Origin of the sequence: Paraburkholderia ultramafica (assembly GCF_902859915.1) — a bacterium.
GTDB lineage: Bacteria > Pseudomonadota > Gammaproteobacteria > Burkholderiales > Burkholderiaceae > Paraburkholderia > Paraburkholderia ultramafica.
This window is the reverse complement of record NZ_CADIKK010000023.1, coordinates 58,403-79,834: the sequence shown is the minus strand read 5'-3', so window position 1 is coordinate 79,834 and position 21,432 is coordinate 58,403. Positions and strand designations below refer to the sequence as shown.

The following is a 21,432-nucleotide window of genomic DNA, read 5'->3' as shown; positions in this document are numbered from 1 at the left end:
CGGCTCCCAAACCCCGTCGGACAAGCGGCCCAGCGCCGCTGTCCACATCATCGATGGATCTGGCACCAGTTTTGCTGACTGGCAAGCCACCGAGGGAACAAGCAGCTCATCGCCCAAAACCCTCGCGCCGGGCAACAACACATGCCCGGCACCACTCGGTTCAACTCGCGGCACCTGCCGCGTCCCGAACTTCCCATTCGCAGCGTCATCACGACGCCTGTGCGGCGCGGCTATTTGCGCGCGTCGCTCGAACAAGGAGGCGCATCTTCATGATTCATCGTCCTGCCAGACTGATCGGCAGTCTTGTAGCCATCGGCATGGTCGTCGCGTTGCTATGGCACGCGATCGACCCCGGCGCACTGCATCAGTACGCGCCTGATCTCGTCTACTACACGAAACGGCACCTGCTGCTGGTCGGCTACTCGATGGCCCTCGCGCTGCTGGTCGGCATACCCGCCGGCATCCTGCTGAGCCGTCCGTCGTTCGCGCGCCACGCCGAACGCTTCATGCAGATCTTCAACATCGGCAACACGATCCCCTCGCTGGCGGTGCTGGCAATTGCGCTCGGCATCTTCGGCATCGGCGACATTCCGGCGCTGGTCGCGCTGTTCCTCGCGTCGTTGCTGCCGATCACGCGCAACGCGTACGAAGGCATGAAAAACGTTTCGCCCGCGCTGCGTGAAGCGGCGCGCGGTATCGGCATGACGGGGTGGCAGTCGCTGCTGCGCGTCGAGTTGCCCAATGCGATGCCGATCATCATCGGCGGGGTGCGCACGGCGCTCGCGATCAACGTGGGCAGTGCGCCGCTCGCGTATCTGATCGGCGCGGACAGTCTCGGCACGCTGATATTTCCCGGCATCTACCTGAACAACCAGCAGCAGCTTTTGCTCGGCGCCGCAGCGACCGCGATTCTCGCGCTGGTGCTGGACGGCATCGTTTCGGCCGGCAGCCGCTACCTGCTCGCACGACGCGGGGTGACGGCATGATGAATCTGTTCAAACGCAGCGGCTGGCGATCCAGCGGCTGGCGATCCAGCGGCTGGCGAACCAGTGGCTGGCGACCCCGCGGCTGGTTCGCGGCTGGCGCACTGCTGTTCGCGAGCCTTCACGCGAGCGCGGCGACGCTCGTCGTTGGTGGAAAAAATTTCACTGAGCAGTACGTTCTTACCGAGATCACGTCGCAATACCTGCAATCGAAGGGCTACACGATCGACGCGCGTACGGGGCTCGGCAGCACGCTGTTGCGCAGCGCGCAGGAGAACGGCCAGATCGACGTGGTGTGGGAATACACCGGCACCGCCGCGATCGTCTACAACAAGATCACCGAGAAGCTCGATCCGAAGACGATGTACGAGCGCGTGAAAGAACTCGACGCGAAACGCGGCCTGATCTGGCTCGATGCGTCGCCGCTGAACAACACGTACGCGCTCGGCTTGCCGCAGCAGGCGGCGCAGCAAACCGGCATTCGCACGATTTCGCAACTCGCCGCGAAGCTCGCGGCAGAGCCGAACAAGAAGCACGTGTTCGCGATGGATGCGGAGTTCGCCAATCGTCCGGATGGATTGAAGCCGCTCGAAGCCGCCTACGGGATGGCGTTCAGCCGCGCGGAAACGCGTCAGATGGACCCGGGCCTCGTCTACACCGCGCTGCATAACAACCAGGTGCCGATCGGTCTGATCTACACGACGGATGGCCGCGTGAAGGGCTTCAACATCATGCCGCTCGAAGACGACCGTCACTACTTCCCAGCGTACAACGCGACGCCGGTGGTGCGCAAGGCGACGCTCGACCAGAACCCGCAACTCGCGACGCAGTTGAACGCACTCTCCGACGCGCTGAACAACGACACGATGCTGGAGATGAACAAGCAGGTCGACATCGACGGCAAGCCGGTGCGTGAAGTCGCGGCGCAATTCCTGCGCACGCACAAGCTGCCCTGAGCGGAGACCTTTTACATGACTGTATTCGACTATCTATCGGCCAACTGGCCTGAACTGCTGCAACTGACCGCGCAACATGTGTGGCTGGTGGGGATTGCGGTGGGCTGCGCGATCATCGTCGGCGTTCCCCTGGGGATCCTGATCAATCGCCACGAGTGGCTCGCCGCGCCGTTGCTGAGCATCGCGACCGTGGTGCTGACCTTGCCGTCGATCGCACTGTTCGGTCTGATGATTCCGGTGTTCTCGCGCTTCGGCCAGGGCATCGGCGCGGTGCCGGCGATCACCGCGGTGTTCCTCTATTCGCTGCTGCCGATCATGCGCAACACCTGCCTCGCGCTGCGCAACGTCGACGCCGGCATCAAGGAAGCCGGCATCGGCATCGGCATGACCGTATGGCAACGGCTGCGGCTCGTCGATCTGCCGCTCGCCGTGCCGGTGATTCTCGGCGGCGTGAGAACGGCCGTGGTGATGAACATCGGCGTGATGACGATCGCCGCGGTGATCGGCGCGGGCGGTCTCGGCACGCTGATCATCCGCGCGATCGGCCAGAGCAACATGATGAAACTGTTGGTGGGCGCGGTGCTCGTGAGCTTGCTCGCGATCGTCGCCGACCTGCTGCTGCAAGCGCTGCAACGCCTGCTGACACCGAAGGGAGTGCAAAAGACATGATCGAACTCGACCAACTGACAAAGACGTTTACGCAGAAGGACGGCCAGCAGGTGAAGGCGGTCGACTCGGTGAGCCTCACCGTCGGCGCAGGAGAAATCTGCGTGTTTCTCGGCCCGTCGGGTTGCGGCAAGACCACCACGCTGAAGATGATCAACCGTCTGATCGCGCCGACTTCGGGCCGCGTGCTGATCAATGGTGAGGACACCTCGGGCCTGAACGAAGTCGGATTGCGCCGCCACATCGGCTATGTGATCCAGCAGATCGGCCTGTTCCCGAACATGACGATCGAGGAGAACATCACGGTCGTGCCGCGCCTGCTCGGCTGGGACAAGAAGCGCTGCCGCGAACGGGCCACCGAGTTGATGTCGATGGTGGCGCTCGATCCCAAGCAGTATCTGAAGCGCTATCCGCGCGAATTGTCGGGTGGGCAGCAGCAGCGCATCGGCGTGATTCGCGCACTGGCCGCCGATCCGCCGGTGCTGCTGATGGACGAGCCGTTCGGCGCGGTCGACCCGATCAATCGCGAGTCGATCCAGAACGAGTTCTTCCAGATGCAGCGTCAGCTGAACAAGACGGTGATCATGGTGAGCCACGACATCGACGAGGCGATCAAGCTCGGCGACCGCGTGGCCGTGTTCCGCCGTGGTCAACTGGTGCAATACGATCATCCGGATACGCTGCTTGCGCATCCGCGCGATGAGTTTGTCGGCGCGTTCGTCGGCCAGGACAGCACGCTGAAGCGCCTGTTGCTGGTGAAGGCCGGCGACGCCGCCACGCAGCCCGAAACCGCGCGCGCCGAGATGCCGGTTGCGCGCGCGTTCCAGATGATGGACGACAGCGATAACCGCTATCTGACCATCGTCGACGACAACCGGCAGGCGCTCGGCTATGTGACGCGCCGCGCGGCGCGCGCGGGTCAGGGTGTGTGCGGCGATCATCTCACCGCGTTCAAGGCGACGGTCAGCGCCGACGAGCATCTGCGCATCGTGCTGTCGAAGATGTACCAGTTCAATTCGTCATGGATGCCGGTGCTGGATGGCGATGGCCGCTATGTCGGCGAAGTCACGCAGGATTCGATCGCGGATTATCTAAGCTCGGGCCGGTCGCGTCAGCAGACGGGGCAGCCGGCGATCGTGTCGCCTGCCGTCGCCGCAGCGGAAGCGGCGGCTGCGCAAGCGGCGGTGGCGGAGCACGCCGCCGCGCATTCGTAAGGTAGTCGCGCTGCACTCAGACCTTCGCTCCGTTGCGGAGCGAAGGCCGCTCACCCCGCCAGAGCCGCTGCGCTCACCCAGGTCGCAAACCCGATCCCCGCCACGCACCATCACGTCATCGACACAGACGACGCAAGGTCGCTTCCTCCGCCAAGAAGACAGCAAAGCGAGAAACTTGCGCCACGCGCCACGCGACGATGTCCAGAAAGCCTACGCATAAAAATCAAATAGCACTCCATTACAGCGTAATTCTATGCGCTTCGAATTATTTGAATCGCCTATTGCTTGCCGCGAATTTTTTAGCAATAAATTTCCGCTTTTTCTATGCGAGGATAAAGCGCCAACTTTTACGTATGCGCAATAGCTGACCAACGCGCGTACATGCGAAAGTGCGCCCGACACGCCGGCCGCGCGCACTTCGCGCCTCGCAAGGAACTACTGTCGTGAAACTCCTCTCTCGCCTGGGCGTGGCCGTGGTTTTAATCCACAGTCTTATTCCCCTGAATGCGTCCGCGCAATCGCAACTCACCTACACCACTTCCTGGATTGGCAATAGCTTTGGTTTTGGCGATGGCAAATGGATGCAGCAGGATATTCAGGCCATTAGCGTCGGTGCCGACGGCACCGTTTATACCAACGCGCCGTGGGATGAGAGCGGCAGCGAAATCGCCGCCTATCGCGCGGGCGACAAACTCGCGGTGGCCGGTTCGACGCATGGCTGGGGCGCCGCCGGCGGCGACGCGGTCGCGGTGAACCACACCTACCTGTATGCGGCGATGTCGATCGGCAACGAGAGCAACGCGTTGGTCGGCGCGGACTATCCGCCGGCCAACCAGAGCTGGTATGGCATCACACGCCGCACGCTGGCGAATCTGGCGACTGGCGCGCCGTTCAGCGGCGGCATCGGCAACAGCGCGAATGCGACGAAGAACAGCTTTCTGGCACTCGACACGGTGACGGCCGGCACCGACGCGAGCATTCGCGGGATGGCCGCCACCGACACCGAACTGTATGTGGCCGACACCTACTCCAACCGGATCGTCGTGTTCGACGCAGAGTCGATGCGGCCTTTGCGCTCGTGGAACGTGACTTCGCCGGGACGCATTGCGGTGGACACCGATTCGACGCTCTGGGTGTTGAGCGGCGTTTCATCCGGAAGCCTAACTATTCTGCACTACGCCGCCAGTGGCGCTGCGCTCGCCGGCACGCTGACGTTGCCCGCCGGCACGGTGCCGGCCGACATCGCGGTGACGCCGTCAGGGCAAATCCTTGTCGCCGACAATGGACCGTCGCAGCAGATTCTGGTCTTCAACAGGGACGCCAACGGCCAGCCGCAAGCCGGCACGGCGATCGGCACGCGCAATGGCCTGTTTCACGCGGTCAAGGGCGTGCCGGGCAACGTGCGTTTCAACGGCATCACGGGCATCGGTGTCGATCCGGCGGGCAATCTGTATGTCGCGCAGAACGGCGAGGGGCCGCGCGCGCCCGGCTCGGCATCGGTTGGACAAGGCGCGGTGCTCGAAAGCTACGTGCTCAGCTCGCATGCGTTCAACTGGCGGCTGTACGGCCTGACGTTCGTCGATAGCGCCGCGTTCGATCCGGCCACGCCCAACTCCGTCTACACGGGCTCGAAGCGGTTCACGCTCGACTACAGCCAACCGGTCGGCCGCGAATGGTCGTATGCGGCCTTCACGCTCGACCGTTTCGACTATCCCGACGACCCCGCGTTTCACCAGCCGCGCGGTGTGCGTGGCGAGCCGATGGTGCGCCGAATCAATGGTCAGCCGTTTCTCTATACGCTCGATCCGGGCGCGCACTATCTGAACGTCTATCGCTTTGACGCCGCGCATGGCGAAATAGCGATTCCATCCGGCTTGCTCGCACAGAATCCGCTGCCGGGCACGTGGCCCGCCGGACAGCCGACCTACGGCGAATGGCTGTGGCGCGACAGCAATGGCGACGGCACGGTCGACACCAGCGAAATCAGCAGCAATCCTTCGACCGGCAGCACGGTCGGCAACGGCTTCTGGTGGGTCGACACGCCGGGCAACATCTGGCTCGCCACGCCGCTGAGCGGCATCCGCGAGATGCCGTTACAAGGGCTCGACTCCGCCGGCAATCCGATCTACACGTACGCCAGTTCGAAGATGTTCGCGATGCCGCAACCGTTCACGCGGCTCGCGCGGCTCGTCTACATCGCGGAGACCGACACCATGTACCTGTCCGGTTTCACGAGCGCGATTCCGTGGGACGCGACGCACTGGAAGGAAGCGGGCCCGGTGCTCGCACGCTACGACAACTGGAGCTCCGGCGCGCCGACGCAACAGTACGCCATCTCGCTGCCGTGGAATACGCAGAGCAATCCGCAGACGACTACGGTGGGCGTCGCGGTGGCGGGCAGTTACATCTTCGTCGCGGAGCTGTACACGGCGAAGGTGGATGTGTACGACGCGCGCACCGGTCAGGCGATCGGCTACATGACGCCGGGCGCGAGCGTCGGCAACACCAGCGGCTGGGTGGACGTGTATCTCGGCATCAGCGCTGTGCAGCGCCACAACGGCGAGTACGTGGTCCTGCTCGAAGACGACGCCCGCGCGAAAATCCTGATGTATCGATGGACGCCTTAACGTGGATGGCGCTCGCCCCGATCACGAATGGACGGCGGCGCACGATCGGTATATAACAACGTGAAAGGACGGCTTGTTCACCGCTGCATCAACAGGAGCGATGTTTCATCATGACCCAAGACGTTTCGCCAAAGCCGCCCACGGGCGAGCGGCCCGACCTGGAAAACCTCGATGCAGCACTCAGTCACGTGCATCAGCAGGTATCGTCCGGCAGGATTGCATCGGGCGCAGCCAAGGGCATTCTGTACAGCCTGATCGAAACGCTCGGCGCGTTGGTTGGCGATCCCGATCTGCCGGAGCACGCGCGTTCGGGTTACGAAGGGCTGCTGGAAGCCGCCCGTGAATTGCGCGCGAAGCTCGATCGCTGAAGCGATGGCGCGCCACCGTATGGGCGGCGCGGTTGGCATCGGTATAAGCGTCGGCATGCGTGCCGATGTGGACTGGACGTCGGCGTTGCAAGCAATGTTTGCGCATTGCGATACGTCCACGCAATTCGCCGCCACATGACGGCGGTCTCGTTGTCTGTGTTAAAAGGGCGCACTGTTTCCAACCTTGCGCCTTTTCTATGTTCTCTGCGACTGCAATCGCATTGCACGCTGCTGGCGACGGCTCGCGCGGTGTGGTCACGCTGCCATGTCGTGGTCGGCGCTCAACGCTTCGAGCCAATCCGGCGGCGCGGATGTGATCGCCAGTTGCGGGGTGTCGTGCCAGTCCGCGCAACGTTGCAACGCGCGGCGCAGGTCGTCGGCAAGACGGGCGCTCAGACGCACGCGCGGCTCGATGTGCAGCGACTTCAGTTCGAACACGCGTTGGGCCCGATGCGCTTTCGCATCCACGCGGCCGACCAGACGGCCCCGGCTCAGCAGCGGCAACACGAAGTAGCCGTATTTGCGCTTCGCGGCGGGTGTATAGCATTCGATTGCATAGTCGAAGTCGAACAGCGCGGCGGCGCGCTTGCGATCCCACACCACCGGATCGAACGGCGACAGCACCGTCGTGACGGTCGACGCGAGCTTGCCGCTCGCCGCGTCGTCGAGCGTCGACGCGAAGTCATGATGGACGAACGTGTCCTGGTTCCAGCCCTCCACTTGCACCGGAATCAGTTCGCCTTCGTCGGCCAGCGCATACAGTTCGTCGCAATAGGGGCGGCGCGGCAGCCGGTAGTAATCGGCGACCCAATCGGCGCGCGCGATGCCGAGCGCGCGGCAGGTGCGGCGCAGCACTTCAGTGGTGATCGTGTGGGCCGGCGGCAGATCGCGCGCGTCGTCCCAACTCGGCAACACGCGCTCGGTCAGGTCGTAGACGCGCTGGAAATTGCGGCGCTCGGCCACCATCAATTGCCCGATCGCGAACAGCACTTCCAGGTGGCGCTTCTCCGGCTTCCAGTCCCACCAGCCGTTGCGCTTGCCCGCCTCGCGGACGAAATCCGCCGAACGCACCGGACCCGTCGCGCGGATATGCGCGAGCAACGTCTCGATGTCCTTGCGATGCTTCCTGTGCCACTCGCCCGCGTATTTCCAGCCCATGCCGCTCGGGTCGAGCATGCGATGACGCAGCAGGCCGTAGTCTTCGGTCGGCACGAAACAGGCTTCATGCGACCAGTACTCGAACAGCTTGCCTTCGGCGAGATGTTCGTCGAGCCACTGCTGGGGGTATGCGCCGAGCCGGCTGAACAGCACGAGGTAGGGGCTGCGCGCGACGACATGGATCGTGTCGATCTGCAGTTGCGCCATGCGGCGGATCGAGTCGAGCACGTCGGCCTTGACGGCCTTGCGGCGCGGCGGCGTCAGCAAACCTTGCGCGGCCAGATGCAGGGTGCGGGCTGCGGATAGCGGCAGAGTCTTCACGCGTGCGTCGGTCAGTGAGTGACTGCGAGGGGAGCGGGCCCAAGGCCCGACCTGGATCAGCAGCCGCTACTGTAGCGTGAATACGGTGGATGAATCGGCGCGGGCCGGTACCTACCAGCCGCGCCCATGATGCCGCTCCCAGCCGCGATGGCGGCCATGGTCATGATGCCAGTCGCGGCCGCGGTAATAGTCGCCTCGATAGCCGTAACCATAGAGCGGTTGCGGCGCATAGACGACCGGCGGCGGCGGTGCGTACACCACGGGCGGCGCGGCGTACACCGGGCCCGGCGTATTGACGAACACACCGACGTCCACCCGTGCCAGGGCGGCAGTCGATGCGCAGGCGGCGGCAAGGCCGAGGGCGGTGAATACGATCGCGCGTTTGATCATGCGTGTCTCCGATTCCGAAAGAGGCAGCCATTCGCTGTCGAACGGCTGACATCAATATTACGAAACAGAAAGGCACGCAGGTGCAACGAGTTGAAGGCGTGTGTAACAGCAGGTTACCCGCCGGGCCTTGCATCATCGCAACGCGCAGGCCCGGCGAGCTGTTCAGGCGCCCAGCGCGACCGCTTCGCCAGCGGAAACCGCCAGCAATTGATGGATCTGCGCGACCACGGCCGCGCCTTCCCCAACCGCCGCCGCGACCCGTTTCGTCGAGCCGGCGCGCGCGTCGCCGATCGCGTACACGCCTGCGACCGTCGTCGCGAGGTCGCAGGCGGCCGCGCCGTCCACGCCGGTGCCGGTCAACACGAAGCCCTTGGCGTCGAGTTGCACGCCGCAGGTGCGCAGCCAGTCGGTGTTCGGGTCCGCGCCGGTGAAGAGGAACAGATGCCGCGTGTCGAAATGATCGACGCCGTCGGGCAGCGGCTTTTTCAGGCCGACCGACGCCAGTCCGCTTTCGTCGGCTTCGAGCCGGCCGATTTCCGAATTCGGATGCACGAACACATTCGGCAGCGAGCGGATCCGGTCGATCAGATAGCGCGACATGGTGGCTTCAAAGCCGCTCCGGCGGATCAGCACGTGGACCTTGGCCGCATGCGTCGCCAGATAGACGATCGCCTGGCCCGCCGAATTGCCGCCACCCACCAGCACGACTTCCTGGCGTTTGCACAGCTTGGCTTCGACCGGCGACGCCCAGTAGTAGACACCGCGTCCTTCGAACCGGTCGAGGCCTTCGAGCGCGGGCCGCCGGTAGACCGCGCCGCTCGCGATCACGATCGTGCGGGAAGTGATATGGCCGCCGCACTTGAGTTCCAGCCGATACGGCGACTCCGCGCACTTCAACGCCGTCACGTGGACCGGAATCGCGACGTGCGCGCCGAACTTCTGCGCCTGCACGAACGCGCGGCCCGCCAGCGCCTGGCCGGAGATGCCGGTCGGAAAGCCGAGGTAGTTCTCGATCCGTGAGCTGGCGCCCGCCTGGCCGCCCGGCGCCCGGCTGTCGAGCACAATCACCGACAGGCCTTCGGACGCCGCGTACACCGCGGTCGCCAGTCCCGCCGGTCCGGCGCCGACGATCGCGACGTCATAGACATGCGAATCGTCGAGATCGGGCAGCAGGCCGAGGCAGGTGGCGAGTTCCGGCGTGCTCGGATGACGCAGCACCGAGCCGTCCGGGCAGATCACTAGCGGCATGTCTTCCTGCTGCGCGGCGAACTGCTCGATCAGACGCAATGCGTCTTCGTCGCGTTCGTCGATCACGGAATGAGGATGGCCGTTGCGCGACAGAAAGCCTTGCAGCATCACAAGCTGCGCGTCGCTGCTATTGCCGATCAGGATCGGCCCGCCCGCGCCCTTTTCGATCAGCGACACGCGGCGCAAGATCAGCGCGCGCATGATGCGCTCGCCGAGTTCCGCTTCGGCGACGATCAGCGCACGCAGCCCGGTGGGTGGAATCAGCAGCGCTTCCACCGAACTGAGCGCCATGCCGTTCACCAGCGCGGGCCGTCCCGACAACTGACCGACCTCGGCAAGAAAATGCCCCGCGCCGTGTTCGCCGATCAGGACTTCGCGTCCAATGCCGTCGCGCTGATAGACCTTCACGCGTCCTTCGAGCAGCACGAACATGCCGGGGCCGGTATGGCCGGTCTCGAACATCAGTTCACCGGCATTCCAGTGGCCAATTTCGCCGAAGCGGCGCAGGCGGTCGATTTCCGCGCCGGTGAGCGCGGGGAACATCTGGTGCATGCGCGTCGAGAGCGACGAAAACGGCGCGTCGGCGACTACCGCTTGTTGCCCTTCAGCATCTTGAGTCGAAACTTCCTGAGTCGAAAGCATTGAACCGCTCCTTCGGTGTTCATTGATCGATTGAACGGAGGCGAAGCGGCGCGGCGCGCGAGCGCGCCGATGCAGGTGCGCTGCCGCGCTATACGGCCTTCGGCGCGATGTCGTCGACCGCGACTTCCGGCGGCGGCATGTTGGGCAGCGCGTCCACCGGCTTGCCCGAGTCGCGCCAGGCTTCCATGCCGCCGCGCAACGGCAGCACGTCGGAGAAGCCGGCCTCGTTCAGTTGCTTGGCCATCCATGCCGCGGAAATCTCATTCGGGCAGGAACAGTAGATCACCAGTTTCTGATCGTGCGGATAGGTCGCGACGATCTCGTCGAGCTGCCGCTCGTCGGCGAATTGCGAGCCCGGAATGACGAACGGGTCGAGCTTGCGCTTCTCCTGCGAACGGATATCGAACATCACCGGCGTATCGCCCGCCGCGACCAGCATGGCGAGTTCGTCGACTTCGATGCGCGCGGACGCGAGCTTCGAAATCAACTGGCGGCGCCGGAACCACCGGTAAGCCGCGTACATCAGCAGCAGCGCGACGGCTACGAGCGCCGCCGTGCGGCCGAGGCGCCCGGCGATTGCAAACAGCATGTCGATTTGCCGCGCGAACAATGCGCCGATGATCAGGCCCGTGCCAGACCACAACGCGGCGCCAATGCTGTCGTAGGTGAGAAAGGTGCGGTAGCGGGTGCCCATCGCGCCGGCCATCGGAATCGACACGATCGACAGGCCCGGCACGAACTTGGCCACGGCCAGCACGCGCACGCCCCAGCGGCCGAAAAAGCGCTCGGTCTTTTTCACACAGGTGTCGCGCGACAGCGACAGGCGGCAAATCGTTTTCAGCGTATTGCCGCCGTAGATACGGCCGGCGAGATACCAAGCGCTGTCGCCGATCAGCGTAGCGAATATCGACAGGATCAGAACCGGCAGCAATTGCGTGCCTACCGAGCCCGGATGCATCGCGGCCATTGCGCCGAATAGCACGAGCGACGGCATCGCCGGCACCGGCAGCCCAACCGAGGCGGCCAGCACGTTGGCGAAGACGAGCGCCGGCCCATATTGCTCGACGAGATCATGTAGCATCGACTTACATCCGCGACCCTTTCGGGCGCGGCGCGGGTAAGAAAGCAAAGGAGAATGCAAGGATTATGGACGCATTTTCAAGACGTGCAAACGGCGTGAAAATTTGCCCGATATTCGGGTGTTGAAAGCCCTATTGCGGCGCGCTGAATGGATTCAAAGCGCGCATTAGCGGCGCGAGCGGAACAAAGAGAAAAAGCCTGGAACTCGCGCGGCATGCAGGCGCGCGGCATTCGCGCATGAACGCAATGCCGCGCGCGTTATTTCATTGACGATGGTTGTGCTGTTCGCCGGGCAATTCCGCGCCATGCGCGCGAATCGCGGCAATCAGCTCGGCAGGCGTGATTTCGTAGCGCACTTCGCGATGTATGCCCGGCTTGCGCTCGTCGACCTCGATCAGAAGAATGCCTTTGCCGTCTTCTGTCGATTCGAGGCGCAGCGAGCGGAGTTCGCGCGCCGTTGCGTCGTCATATTCGGTGAGCAGGGCCATTGACCCGGAGGACCCGGTAGTGCGCATCGAAGTTGTCCTTGTTCCGTTGATAATCGAACCATTGTACGGGCAGCATCGCGCGTCGTCTGCCGCGCGCTGCACACGCGTGGCAACCAGTTTAACGCGACTCCCCGCCACGCCGGGCGCATTTTTCGTGCCCCGTGGCGGTGCGATCCTTCTCCCTGGCTGTCACGCTGCTGACGCATGGTCCGATTACGGAAGCGCGGCCCATCGCGGCCCGCGCATGCGCTCCAGATCGCGTAGTTCGGCGGCGCGCAGCGGCGCGTCGGCGGCGAGAAAGAACTCGTCGAGTTGCGGCGGGGCGGCCGAGGTGCCGCTCAGCATCGCGTGGACTTGCCCGCGATGGTGGATCTGGTGGATGAAAACATGCGGCAGCACGCTGCCGACGTCTTCACGCTGGACGCCGACCGCTGGGCCGCGGTCGATCTGGACCTCGCGTCGCAGATCCGCGTCGGCGAGCGACTCGCAGAAGGCGAGCAGTTGCTGGTCGCTCCGCGCTTGTGCATCCCACAGGTCGGCTGCGCGCGGATAGGGCAATTCGTTGTCGAAAATGGTGAGCCCCTCGCCGCCGCCGATTAGCGCGTCGAAGTAATACCGGTCCACCAGCAGGATGTGATTCAACGTGAGCTGCAACGACGGGAAGAAGCTCACCCTGCGCTCGGCGAACGCTGCGTCGGTCAAGGTGAGACACGCGCGGTAGAGGCGCAGATTCGACCACGCGTTGTTGCGCGCCATCGCGGTGAAGTGCGCGGCCAGCGGATGGGCGCGCGGCGAGTCGGAAGGGGTCACGTCGGCCTCCGGAGATGGAAATCGTCGTAGGTGCGCTCAAGTGTGAGCGGACCATCGGCGTGCGGCAAGTCCCCGGCGGCGGCTCCCGTATTGCCTCACCGTTCGCGCTGTCGTCCCGACGCGCAGCACGAGCTGCTCGCGGGCACACCTTCAACAATCCTCGACTCGGCAGTCGACCCGGTGCGCAAAAAAATAGCCCGTCCGACAAGGGACGGGCTGCTAAACGCCGTTGTTACTCGGGTCAGCCTGCCCATGCAACAGTGGGCGCTGACAGTTCCATCCTCACGCACCAATAGCGAACTGTCGAGGTGGGAGTAACGCCGATCTATCTGATCAAAGTAGTTTCTTCCTGCTCGATAGCGTGCGCGCTTCGCTGAAGTCCTTGCGCAGCGTGGCGCGTGAAGCCGGGCGCCGCACGATTCGACGCATCGGCCGGGAAGGCATGGCGCGTCCCGCTTGCAGAGTGTTGCGCGGACGCCGCATCGGCGACGGTGAACAGACGCACCGCGTCATCGAGCACGTCGGCCTGTTCCGCGAGACGTTGTGCGGTGGCCGCCGCCTGTTCGACGAGCGCCGCGTTCTGCTGGGTGGCGCCGTCCAGATGCGAGACCGCCTGATTGACCTGGCGAATCCCTTCCGCCTGTTCGTTGCTCGCGTTCGCCACTTCGACGATGATCGACGACACGCGCTCCACCGCCTCGTCGATCGCGCGCATCTGCGAGGTCGTGCGTGCCACCAGTTCGGTGCCCGCGGCGACTTCGCTCGCACTCGCCTCGACCACCGACTTGATTTCCTTCGACGATGCCGCGCAACGCTGCGCGAGCATCCGCACCTCGCCCGCGACGACCGCGAACGAGCGGCCCGCTTCGCCCGCGCGCGCCGCCTCGACGGCGGCGTTCAGCGCGAGGATATTGGTCTGGAACGCGATGCCGTCGATCACGCCGGTGATGTCCGCGATGCGCCGCGACGCCGCCGTGATGCCGGCCATGGTCTGCTCGACCTGGCCCGCGATCTTGCCGCCGACCGCCGCCGCCGCCTGGGCGTCGCGCGCGAGGTCGAGCGCGCGCACGCTGGCATCGGCGTTGGCTTGCACCGTGGTGGTCAGCTCTTCCATGGTGGCGGCGGTCTCTTCGAGCGAGGCCGCCTGCAACTCGGTGCGGCGCGCGAGATCGACATTGCCGCTGGAGATTTCGCGCGCGTTGTCGAGCATGCCGGTGATCTGCGCGCGCACGTCGTAGACGATGGCCGCGAGATTCGCCCTCAACTGGTTCAACGCCTGCAACACGTCGCCGAGATCGTCGTGACGCGCGATTCGCAGATCGGCGGTCAGATCGCCGGCGGCGAGACGGGTCGCAAAGCTCGACATATCGTCGATCGGCGCGGCGAGCTGGCGCGTCAGCACTCGCCACGACACGACGCTGATCGCCGTGGCGACGCCGCACGCGATCCAGAACGGCACCGGCGGCGCGCCTTGCCATGCGGCGAGACCGGTCAGCAGCAACGCCAGCGGCGTGAGCGCATAGCCGGCCGCCGCGCGCTTCGCAACCGGCAGACGCATCAGCGCCTGCAGGCGTCCGGGCAGGCCGGTGCGCACCACCACGCCGTGACGCAACGCGAGGCCGCGCGACTCGCCCGTGCGCATGCGTGCATACAAAGTTTCGGCGGCGCGCACCGCTTCGCGCTCCGGCTTCACGCGCACGCTGAGGTAGCCGACCACCGCGCCTTTCTCGATCACCGGCGTGACGTTGGCGCGAACCCAGTAGTGATCGCCGTTCTTGCGGCGGTTCTTGACGAGGGCAGTCCACGGGCGGCCGTCGCGGATCGTCGTCCACATGTCGGCGAACGCTTCGCGCGGCATGTCCGGATGGCGAATCAGATTGTGTGGCTGGCCGATCAGCTCGTCGCGCGTAAAGCCCGACACGGCGGCGAAGGCCGGATTGCAGTATTGAATGCGGCCGGTCAGGTCGGTCGCTGAAACAAGCATGTGTGACGACGGGAATTCGTACTCGTGCCCAGTGACAGGCTGGTTGTTGCGCATGGCTTTCCTTGCTGATGCTGACGCGCGTGGGCGCGGTGCCTACATGGTTGCAAGGAATAACGGCAATTAACCTCGTGCGCTTTAGGGTCTCCCAGTAAACCACTCAGGTTTATGGGGCGCCAGGCCGTTAATACAGGGTTGCGTCGATATGGCCGGAGTCGACCTCAAAACAGACGCTGAAAGCGTTTCGCCAGACGCCACGGATCAGGATCAGCCCGGCCGCTTTGCGACGAAGTCGATCTCGACCAGCGCATCACGCGCAAGCGCGGTGACGCCGATGCAGGTCCGGGCGGGCAGCGCGTCCGCAGGGAAGTAAGCGCGGTAGACCGCGTTCATCGACGCATAGTCGCGCTTGAACTCGGTCAGAAAGATGCGCGCGGCGACCACGTGTTGCAGTCCCAGGCCGAGACCTTGCAGGACCAGCATGAGGTTGTCCATCACCCGCTGCGTTTGCGCGACGACGCCATCCGGCAAGGGCGCGTTGTCGTCGGTGGGCGAGGTCGGCATCTGGCCGGTGACGAAGACCCAGCCGTCGGCTTCGGCGGCATGGGAAAACGGCCCGACGGGCGTCGGGGCTTGCGGGATCATCCAGAACGTGGGGTTTGAGCTCATGGGAAGGGTTAGCGTAGCGTTTCGATTGTCGAAACGTTACGCTAACCGATCAAAACTCTCGACGCGCGAACCGCGCGGGTGCCTGAGATGTGAACCCAGGCAGCCGCCGCGCGGCGCGCGACGATCAAACCAGCCCAGTCGCGTAATAAACCGCGATCACGAAGAACACCGCCAACGTCTTGATCACCGTGACCGCGAAGATGTCGCGATACGACTGGCGGTGCGTCAACCCCGTGACCGCCAGCAGCGTGATCACCGCGCCGTTGTGCGGCAGCGTGTCCATGCCGCCGCTCGCCATCGCGACTACGCGGTGCAGCACTTCCAGCGGAATATGCGCGGCTTCCGCGCCCTTGATGAACACGTCGGACATGGCCGCGAGCGCAATGCTCATGCCGCCCGACGCCGAGCCCGTGATACCCGCCAGCGTGCTGACCGACACGGCAGCATTGACGAGCGGATTGGGAATGCTCTTCAACGCGTCGCTCACCACCAGGAAACCGGGCAACGCCGCGATCACGCCGCCGAAGCCGTATTCCGACGCGGTATTCAGCGAAGCCAGCAGCGCGCCTGCCACCGCGGCCTTGGTGCCGACCGCAAAGCGCGAGCTCACGCGGCCGAACGCCGTCACCACGACCATCACGATGCCCAGCAGCAACGCGCCTTGCACGGCCCAGATCCCGACCAGGCTCTTGACCGTCGTTTCGACCGGCGCATGCAGTCCCGGCAGGATCTCCGGCGTGATGGTGAACGTCGGACCGTACCAGGTAGGAATCCAGCGGGTCAGCAGGAAGTTCGCGACGCCCACCAGCACCAGCGGCGCCACCGCCAGCAACGGATGCGGCAGTTGCTTCGATTCGACGCGCTCCGGTTCGTTGACGAGTTCCGTGCCGTAGCCTTCGCCGGTCGCCATCGCGGCGCGGCGGCGCCATTCCAGATACGTCAGACCGACCACGATGATGAACAGCGAGCCGATCACGCCGAGCGTGGGCGCGGCCCACGAAGTCGTCTTGAAGAAGGTGGTCGGGATGATGTTCTGGATCTGCGGCGTGCCGGGCAGCGAGTCCATCGTGAACGAGAACGCGCCGAGTGCGATGGCGCCGGGCATCAGGCGCTTCGGAATATTGCTCTGGCGGTACAGCTCGGCGGCGAACGGATAGACCGCGAACACCACCACGAACAGCGAGACGCCGCCGTACGTGAGCAGCGCGCAGACCGCGACGATCACCGCATTGGCGCGCGAGCGGCCGATATAGCGGATCGCGGCCGCGACGATCGACTCCGAGAAACCGGACAGTTCGATGACCTTGCCGAACACGGCGCCCAACAGGAACACCGGGAAGTACAGCTTCACGAAGCCGACCATCTTGTCCATGAAGATGCCGGTGAAAACCGGCGCGACGGCGGCCGGTTCGGTCAGCAGAACGGCGGCGAGCGCGGCAATGGGCGCGAACAGAATGACGCTGTAGCCGCGATACGCGGCAAACATCAGAAACGCCAGCGCGGCGAGGACGATGACAAAGGACATTGAGTCTCCAAAGCTTGGTTGTTCTACATGTACGTCGTCCTGATGGTGCGACGGCACGGCGCCGGCAGAGAGCAGGTTCCGTGCCACGCCCACTGCCACGGCCAATGCGTCGAGCGCGCGGGCCGAGGCGGGAAACGTAATCGGGCCGATTGTACCCAAACGTCTCTGAAACGGGACGCAAATCAACCCAAGATAAGCTGAACTGAGGTTAAACCCTTATAATTCAGGCTTGCTGGGGATCTCTCCAATGAGATAAGCTGTCCACAAAATGAGACAAACATAAATAAAACGATAGCCGGAGACAGCGACAACATGATGAATGACTGGGCGGGCCTGCCTGCCACCTACGGCGACGTACTGCGCCGGGCGATGGAGTCGCTCTTTCGCACTTTCGAAAATTTCAGTGAAGGCACGTTCATTGTCGATGCGGATGCGCGCGTCGTCTGGATCAACAAGCGATACGCGGCGCGCTTCGGTTTTTCGGACCCGCAACAGGCAATTGGCCGCGATTGCGAGGCGGTGATCCCCAACAGCCTGATGCGCGAGGTCGTGACCACGGGCAAGCCGATTCTGCTCGATATCATGGAGACGGACCGCGAACCGCTCGTCGTCACGCGTCTGCCGCTGAAAGACGACGCCGGGGTGACGGTCGGCGCGGTGGGCTTCGCGCTGTTCGACGAGCTAAAGGCGCTGACGCCGCTCTTTTCCCGCTACTCGCGCGTCCAGGAAGAATTGATCGCGACGCGTAAGTCGCTCGCGCAGGCGCGCCGCGCGCGCTATACGTTCGGCAGTTTCGTCGGCACGAGCGCGGCCTGCCTCGAAGTGAAGCGCCAGGCGCGGCGTGCGGCACAACTCGAATCGCCGGTGCTGCTGCTCGGTGAAACCGGCACCGGCAAGGAACTGCTCGCGCATGCGATCCACGGCGGCTCGGCGCGAGCGAATCAGCCGCTCGTGACCGTCAACGTCGCGGCGATCCCCGACACCTTGCTCGAAGTCGAATTCTTCGGTGCCGCGCCTGGCGCGTACACCGGCGCGGATCGCAAGGGTCGCGTCGGCAAGTTCGAGCTCGCGAACGGCGGCACGCTGTTTCTCGACGAAATCGGCGATATGCCGTTGCCTTTGCAGGGCAAGCTGCTGCGGGTGCTGCAGGACAAGGAGTTCGAACCACTCGGCTCGAACCGGATCGTGCGCGCCGATGTGCGGATCATCGCCGCGACCTCGGCCGATCTGCCCGCGCTGGTGGCGGCGGGGCGCTTTCGCGCGGACCTGTTCTATCGGCTGAACGTGCTGACGATCCACGCGCCGGCATTGCGCGAGCGGGCCTCCGACATCGAGGCGCTGGCCTACGCGATGCTCGAGGATCTGTCGACCCAGGCGCGCGGCGGCAGTCACTTCGAATTGCAGGACGACGCGTTGCGGCTGCTGTGCGCGTACGGATGGCCGGGCAACGTGCGCGAGTTGCGCAACACGTTGGAGCGGGCCGTGATGCTCTCCGACAGCGAGCGGATCGACGCGCGGATGCTGGCGCCGTTCATCGGTTCGGCACAGGCCGGCGGCCGGCGGCCGCAGGCAGCCGAGGCGGCCTCGCAGGCGCATGCAAACGCGCCCGGCGCGACGGCCGGGGTGGCTGGGCCGGCGCTGTGGAGCGACGCGATGGCGGCATTCGAGAAGCGCTTTCTCAGCGACGCGTTGCGCGCCAACGGCGGGCGCGTGATCGACACCGCCCGCCAGATCGGCATGGGCCGCGCGACGCTCTACAAGAAGATCGCGGGATACGGTATCGAGGTCTGAGAAAGTCCGGCGACGTCGACTGACGCAGCGCAATGGCCGCGTGGCACAATCGCGAAATCGAACAACAAGACGTGATCGGGGTTTCCAATGAAACGCAGTCTCTCCTCTTTCGTGCGCCGGGCCTGCGTCACGCTTGCGGCTGGCGCGATGGCCATGCTGAGCGGTTGCAGCAGCAGTGCGCCGTTGTTTCTTTCGGATGGCCGCGCAACCACGCTGGTTCAATGCCCGGTCGGCTCTGACTCCTGCTCGCAGCAGGCCAGCGCAAGTTGCGGTGGCGCGTTCGACGTCGTACGGCAGTCCAGCGCGAGCGGCACGCACAGTCTGATCTACGCCTGCCGCGCGAAGTAACACGAAATGACACGATGACGCGACGCCGGCGCAATGTTGGCGCAGTTAGCTTGACAGATATTCCCTGCCTCAGCCCGCGACCCGGGATTAGTGCGGGCCTCTCATTCGCAAGGTGTTCCGCATTCTCCACGGCTCAGGAAACTCGCTCATTTAGCACGCCCGTACCATCTCGATAAGCACATGGCCGTCATAAATATGTGCGCTTAATGTGCATCCGACTGCGGGTTGGTATGCGTATTGGGTTTTCTAGCGGCGGGCTTTTAACAGCCAGTTTCGGATTATTCTCTTGCCTTCGACGCTAAATCACCGCTAACGGTGGCGGCCTGATTCTTTGTCGATGAATGAGTCGGTGCGGAACCCAACGGAACACGAAGTTGGTCGGCTGTATTCTTGTTTCACGGTTCGCGATTTAACCGAGCAAGCAGATTTTTCCGATTTTTTTTTGATGTGGAGGCGGTCAGGAAGTATTTTCTGCTTTCGGTAACGGCGCTGCGCTGAATGCGGCACGTTCCATGCTCCGATTTATGCTTTGAAACTAATCCAATAGATTCCGGGGAAGCAATGAATCACCATCAACTCGAAAAAGATATTGAGCATCTGGAACACGTTATCTCCCATATTTCCGCTGCCGACCGCATCCCCTTGTCATATTGGCGTAACCGTATCGACTCGGTTTCTGGCGCGGTCCGGGTGCCGGCGCAGGCCAGTCGAATCAAACGCCTGAATGCCGCACTGTTGGAATTGGAAAAGCAGCAGAAAGTCTGAATGCCGGCGACAGCGGCAGGCCGTGGTGTACCCTTCGATCGCGTAACGTTTTCTGCAAGAATAAGCGAACATAACAGCCAGATTGGCTCGCCGCGCTGTGAGCGGGCGGCTCCCTTCCTCTCCTGACCCAGGACAAACATGCAGGCAGCGGGTTTTTCCGCGACCCGGCTGACGGCGTTGACCAACGCCATGCAGGGCTATGTGGAACGCGGCGAAGTAGCGGGTGTGGTGTCGATGGTGTGGCGGCGCGGCGCAATCGGTTATTTCGAGCCGCTCGGTTGGCGCGACGAAGCCGCGCAGTTGCCGATGGAGCGTGACACGCTGTTTCGCATCGCTTCGATGACCAAGCCGGTGACCAGCGCCGCGATCCTGATGCTGATCGAAGAGGATCGGCTTGCGCTCGACACGCCGATCTCGCTGTGGTTGCCCGAACTGGCGGCGCTGCGCGTGCTGCGCGACCCCACCGGCCCGCTCGACGACACCGACCCGGTCAAAGCGCCGCTCACCGTGCTCGATCTGCTGACGCACCGCGCGGGCTTCGCCTACCACTTCACCGCGACCGGCCCGTTGGCCGAAGCGTACGCGGCCGCTTTCAACGGTTTCGACGCGCACGCTGATACCCACGCATGGCTTGCCCGCATCGCGGGCTTGCCGTTGATGTTCCAGCCCGGTTCGCGCTGGCACTACGGCATTGCGACCGACGTGCTCGGCGTGCTGATCGAACGCGTGAGCGGCATGCCGCTCGGCGAGTTCTTCCGGACGCGGATCTTCGAACCGCTCGGCATGCGCGATACCGCTTTCTGGGTGCCCGACGCGCAGCTTGCGCGGCTCGCCACCGCGTATGGCGTCGAGCCGGGCACGCGGCGGCGCAGGGTCGAGGATCATCCGTCGACGAGCCGCTGGGCGAACCCGGACCGCTTCCAGAGCGGCGGGGGCGGCCTCGTTTCGACGGCGCACGACTACCTGCAATTCGCGCAATTGCTGCTCGGACGCGGACGCGTCGGCGCAACGCGTTTGCTGTCACATCGCTCGGTCGATCTGATGCGCTCCAATTTTTTAACGCGCGACCAGCGTCGCGTGCCGGCGTTCGGGCATGTGCTATGGGCTGGCCAAGGCTTCGGCCTGGGCGTGTCCGTCGTCGACGATCCGGCGCAGCAATTGCCGCACGGTTATCGCTCGATGGGTTCGTTCGGTTGGCCGGGCGCGTATGGCACCAGCTGGTTCGCCGACCCGGTCGAAAATCTGATCGGCCTGATACTGATTCAGCGGCGCGCGGTCGAACCCTTTCCAATGGCGATCGACTTCGAACGCCGCGTGTACGATGCCATTGACGACTGAGTGCCTTGGCAGCCGCAACCGAGTCGCGCCGTCTGGAACGGTGCGCGGTTGCGTGCCGCTCTAT

General features: G+C 64.3%; 19 protein-coding genes. 10 read left to right on the top strand and 9 right to left on the bottom strand.

Annotated elements, in window-relative coordinates:
* The first annotated feature begins 269 nt into the window (after positions 1 to 269).
* The 6 genes from HV744_RS23320 (at position 270) to HV744_RS23295 (ending at position 6,814) form a co-directional block, all read left to right on the top strand.
* Positions 270 to 986 (top strand): ABC transporter permease, encoded by a 717-nt coding sequence (locus tag HV744_RS23320; RefSeq protein ID WP_175151756.1) that lies wholly within the window; start codon positions 270 to 272, stop codon positions 984 to 986.
* Positions 983 to 1,939, top strand: a complete 957-nt coding sequence (locus HV744_RS23315) for a glycine betaine ABC transporter substrate-binding protein (protein WP_246279155.1) — start codon at positions 983 to 985, stop codon at positions 1,937 to 1,939. Before HV744_RS23320 ends, HV744_RS23315 begins: the two co-directional genes overlap by 4 nt.
* Before the next feature lie 15 nt (positions 1,940 to 1,954).
* Positions 1,955 to 2,608: an ABC transporter permease gene (locus HV744_RS23310; protein WP_175151755.1), complete on the top strand. Its 654-nt coding sequence runs from the start codon at positions 1,955 to 1,957 to the stop codon at positions 2,606 to 2,608.
* Positions 2,605 to 3,819 (top strand): osmoprotectant ABC transporter ATP-binding protein OsmV, encoded by a 1,215-nt coding sequence (locus tag HV744_RS23305; protein WP_175151754.1) that lies wholly within the window; start codon positions 2,605 to 2,607, stop codon positions 3,817 to 3,819. Before HV744_RS23310 ends, HV744_RS23305 begins: the two co-directional genes overlap by 4 nt.
* A 443-nt stretch (positions 3,820 to 4,262) precedes the next feature.
* Entirely contained in the window at positions 4,263 to 6,446 is a 2,184-nt protein-coding gene (locus HV744_RS23300; RefSeq protein WP_175151753.1) for an NHL repeat-containing protein, read from the top strand.
* A gap of 110 nt (positions 6,447 to 6,556) precedes the next feature.
* Entirely contained in the window at positions 6,557 to 6,814 is a 258-nt protein-coding gene (locus tag HV744_RS23295; RefSeq protein ID WP_175151752.1) for a hypothetical protein, read from the top strand.
* A gap of 255 nt (positions 6,815 to 7,069) precedes the next feature.
* Here HV744_RS23295 and HV744_RS23290 read toward each other — a convergent pair whose 3' ends face one another.
* The 9 genes from HV744_RS23290 to HV744_RS23250 form a co-directional block, all read right to left on the bottom strand.
* Positions 7,070 to 8,293, bottom strand: coding sequence for a winged helix-turn-helix domain-containing protein (locus HV744_RS23290; protein WP_175151751.1), 1,224 nt, complete (start codon positions 8,291 to 8,293; stop codon positions 7,070 to 7,072).
* Positions 8,294 to 8,404: 111 nt separating this feature from the next.
* Positions 8,405 to 8,683 carry a hypothetical protein gene (locus tag HV744_RS23285; RefSeq protein WP_175151750.1) on the bottom strand — a complete coding sequence of 93 codons (279 nt, stop codon included), beginning with the start codon at positions 8,681 to 8,683 and terminating at the stop codon, positions 8,405 to 8,407.
* Between the two features lie 162 nt (positions 8,684 to 8,845).
* Positions 8,846 to 10,573 carry an FAD-dependent oxidoreductase gene (locus HV744_RS23280; protein WP_175151749.1) on the bottom strand — a complete coding sequence of 576 codons (1,728 nt, stop codon included), beginning with the start codon at positions 10,571 to 10,573 and terminating at the stop codon, positions 8,846 to 8,848.
* An 88-nt stretch (positions 10,574 to 10,661) separates the two neighbouring features.
* Entirely contained in the window at positions 10,662 to 11,654 is a 993-nt protein-coding gene (locus HV744_RS23275; protein ID WP_175151748.1) for a DedA family protein/thiosulfate sulfurtransferase GlpE, read from the bottom strand.
* Positions 11,655 to 11,916: 262 nt separating this feature from the next.
* Entirely contained in the window at positions 11,917 to 12,168 is a 252-nt protein-coding gene (locus tag HV744_RS23270) for a hypothetical protein (RefSeq protein ID WP_007178686.1), read from the bottom strand.
* A 186-nt stretch (positions 12,169 to 12,354) separates the two neighbouring features.
* A complete protein-coding gene (locus HV744_RS23265; RefSeq protein WP_217469150.1) occupies positions 12,355 to 12,951 on the bottom strand; it encodes a DinB family protein in 597 nt (198 codons plus the stop codon).
* A 325-nt stretch (positions 12,952 to 13,276) separates the two neighbouring features.
* A complete protein-coding gene (locus tag HV744_RS23260; protein WP_175151747.1) occupies positions 13,277 to 14,989 on the bottom strand; it encodes a methyl-accepting chemotaxis protein in 1,713 nt (570 codons plus the stop codon).
* A 210-nt stretch (positions 14,990 to 15,199) separates the two neighbouring features.
* Entirely contained in the window at positions 15,200 to 15,601 is a 402-nt protein-coding gene (locus HV744_RS23255; RefSeq protein ID WP_175151746.1) for a RidA family protein, read from the bottom strand.
* A 124-nt stretch (positions 15,602 to 15,725) separates the two neighbouring features.
* Positions 15,726 to 17,126, bottom strand: coding sequence for a GntP family permease (locus tag HV744_RS23250; RefSeq protein ID WP_175151745.1), 1,401 nt, complete (start codon positions 17,124 to 17,126; stop codon positions 15,726 to 15,728).
* Positions 17,127 to 17,438: 312 nt separating this feature from the next.
* Here HV744_RS23250 and HV744_RS23245 point away from each other — a divergent pair, with 312 nt between their 5' ends.
* The 4 genes from HV744_RS23245 (at position 17,439) to HV744_RS23230 (ending at position 21,368) form a co-directional block, all read left to right on the top strand.
* A complete protein-coding gene (locus tag HV744_RS23245; RefSeq protein WP_175151744.1) occupies positions 17,439 to 18,917 on the top strand; it encodes a sigma-54 interaction domain-containing protein in 1,479 nt (492 codons plus the stop codon).
* An 87-nt stretch (positions 18,918 to 19,004) separates the two neighbouring features.
* Positions 19,005 to 19,265: a hypothetical protein gene (locus HV744_RS23240; RefSeq protein WP_175151743.1), complete on the top strand. Its 261-nt coding sequence runs from the start codon at positions 19,005 to 19,007 to the stop codon at positions 19,263 to 19,265.
* Between the two features lie 561 nt (positions 19,266 to 19,826).
* Positions 19,827 to 20,030: a hypothetical protein gene (locus tag HV744_RS23235; protein ID WP_175151742.1), complete on the top strand. Its 204-nt coding sequence runs from the start codon at positions 19,827 to 19,829 to the stop codon at positions 20,028 to 20,030.
* A 138-nt stretch (positions 20,031 to 20,168) separates the two neighbouring features.
* A complete protein-coding gene (locus tag HV744_RS23230; RefSeq protein ID WP_175151741.1) occupies positions 20,169 to 21,368 on the top strand; it encodes a serine hydrolase domain-containing protein in 1,200 nt (399 codons plus the stop codon).
* Positions 21,369 to 21,432 lie beyond the last annotated feature (64 nt).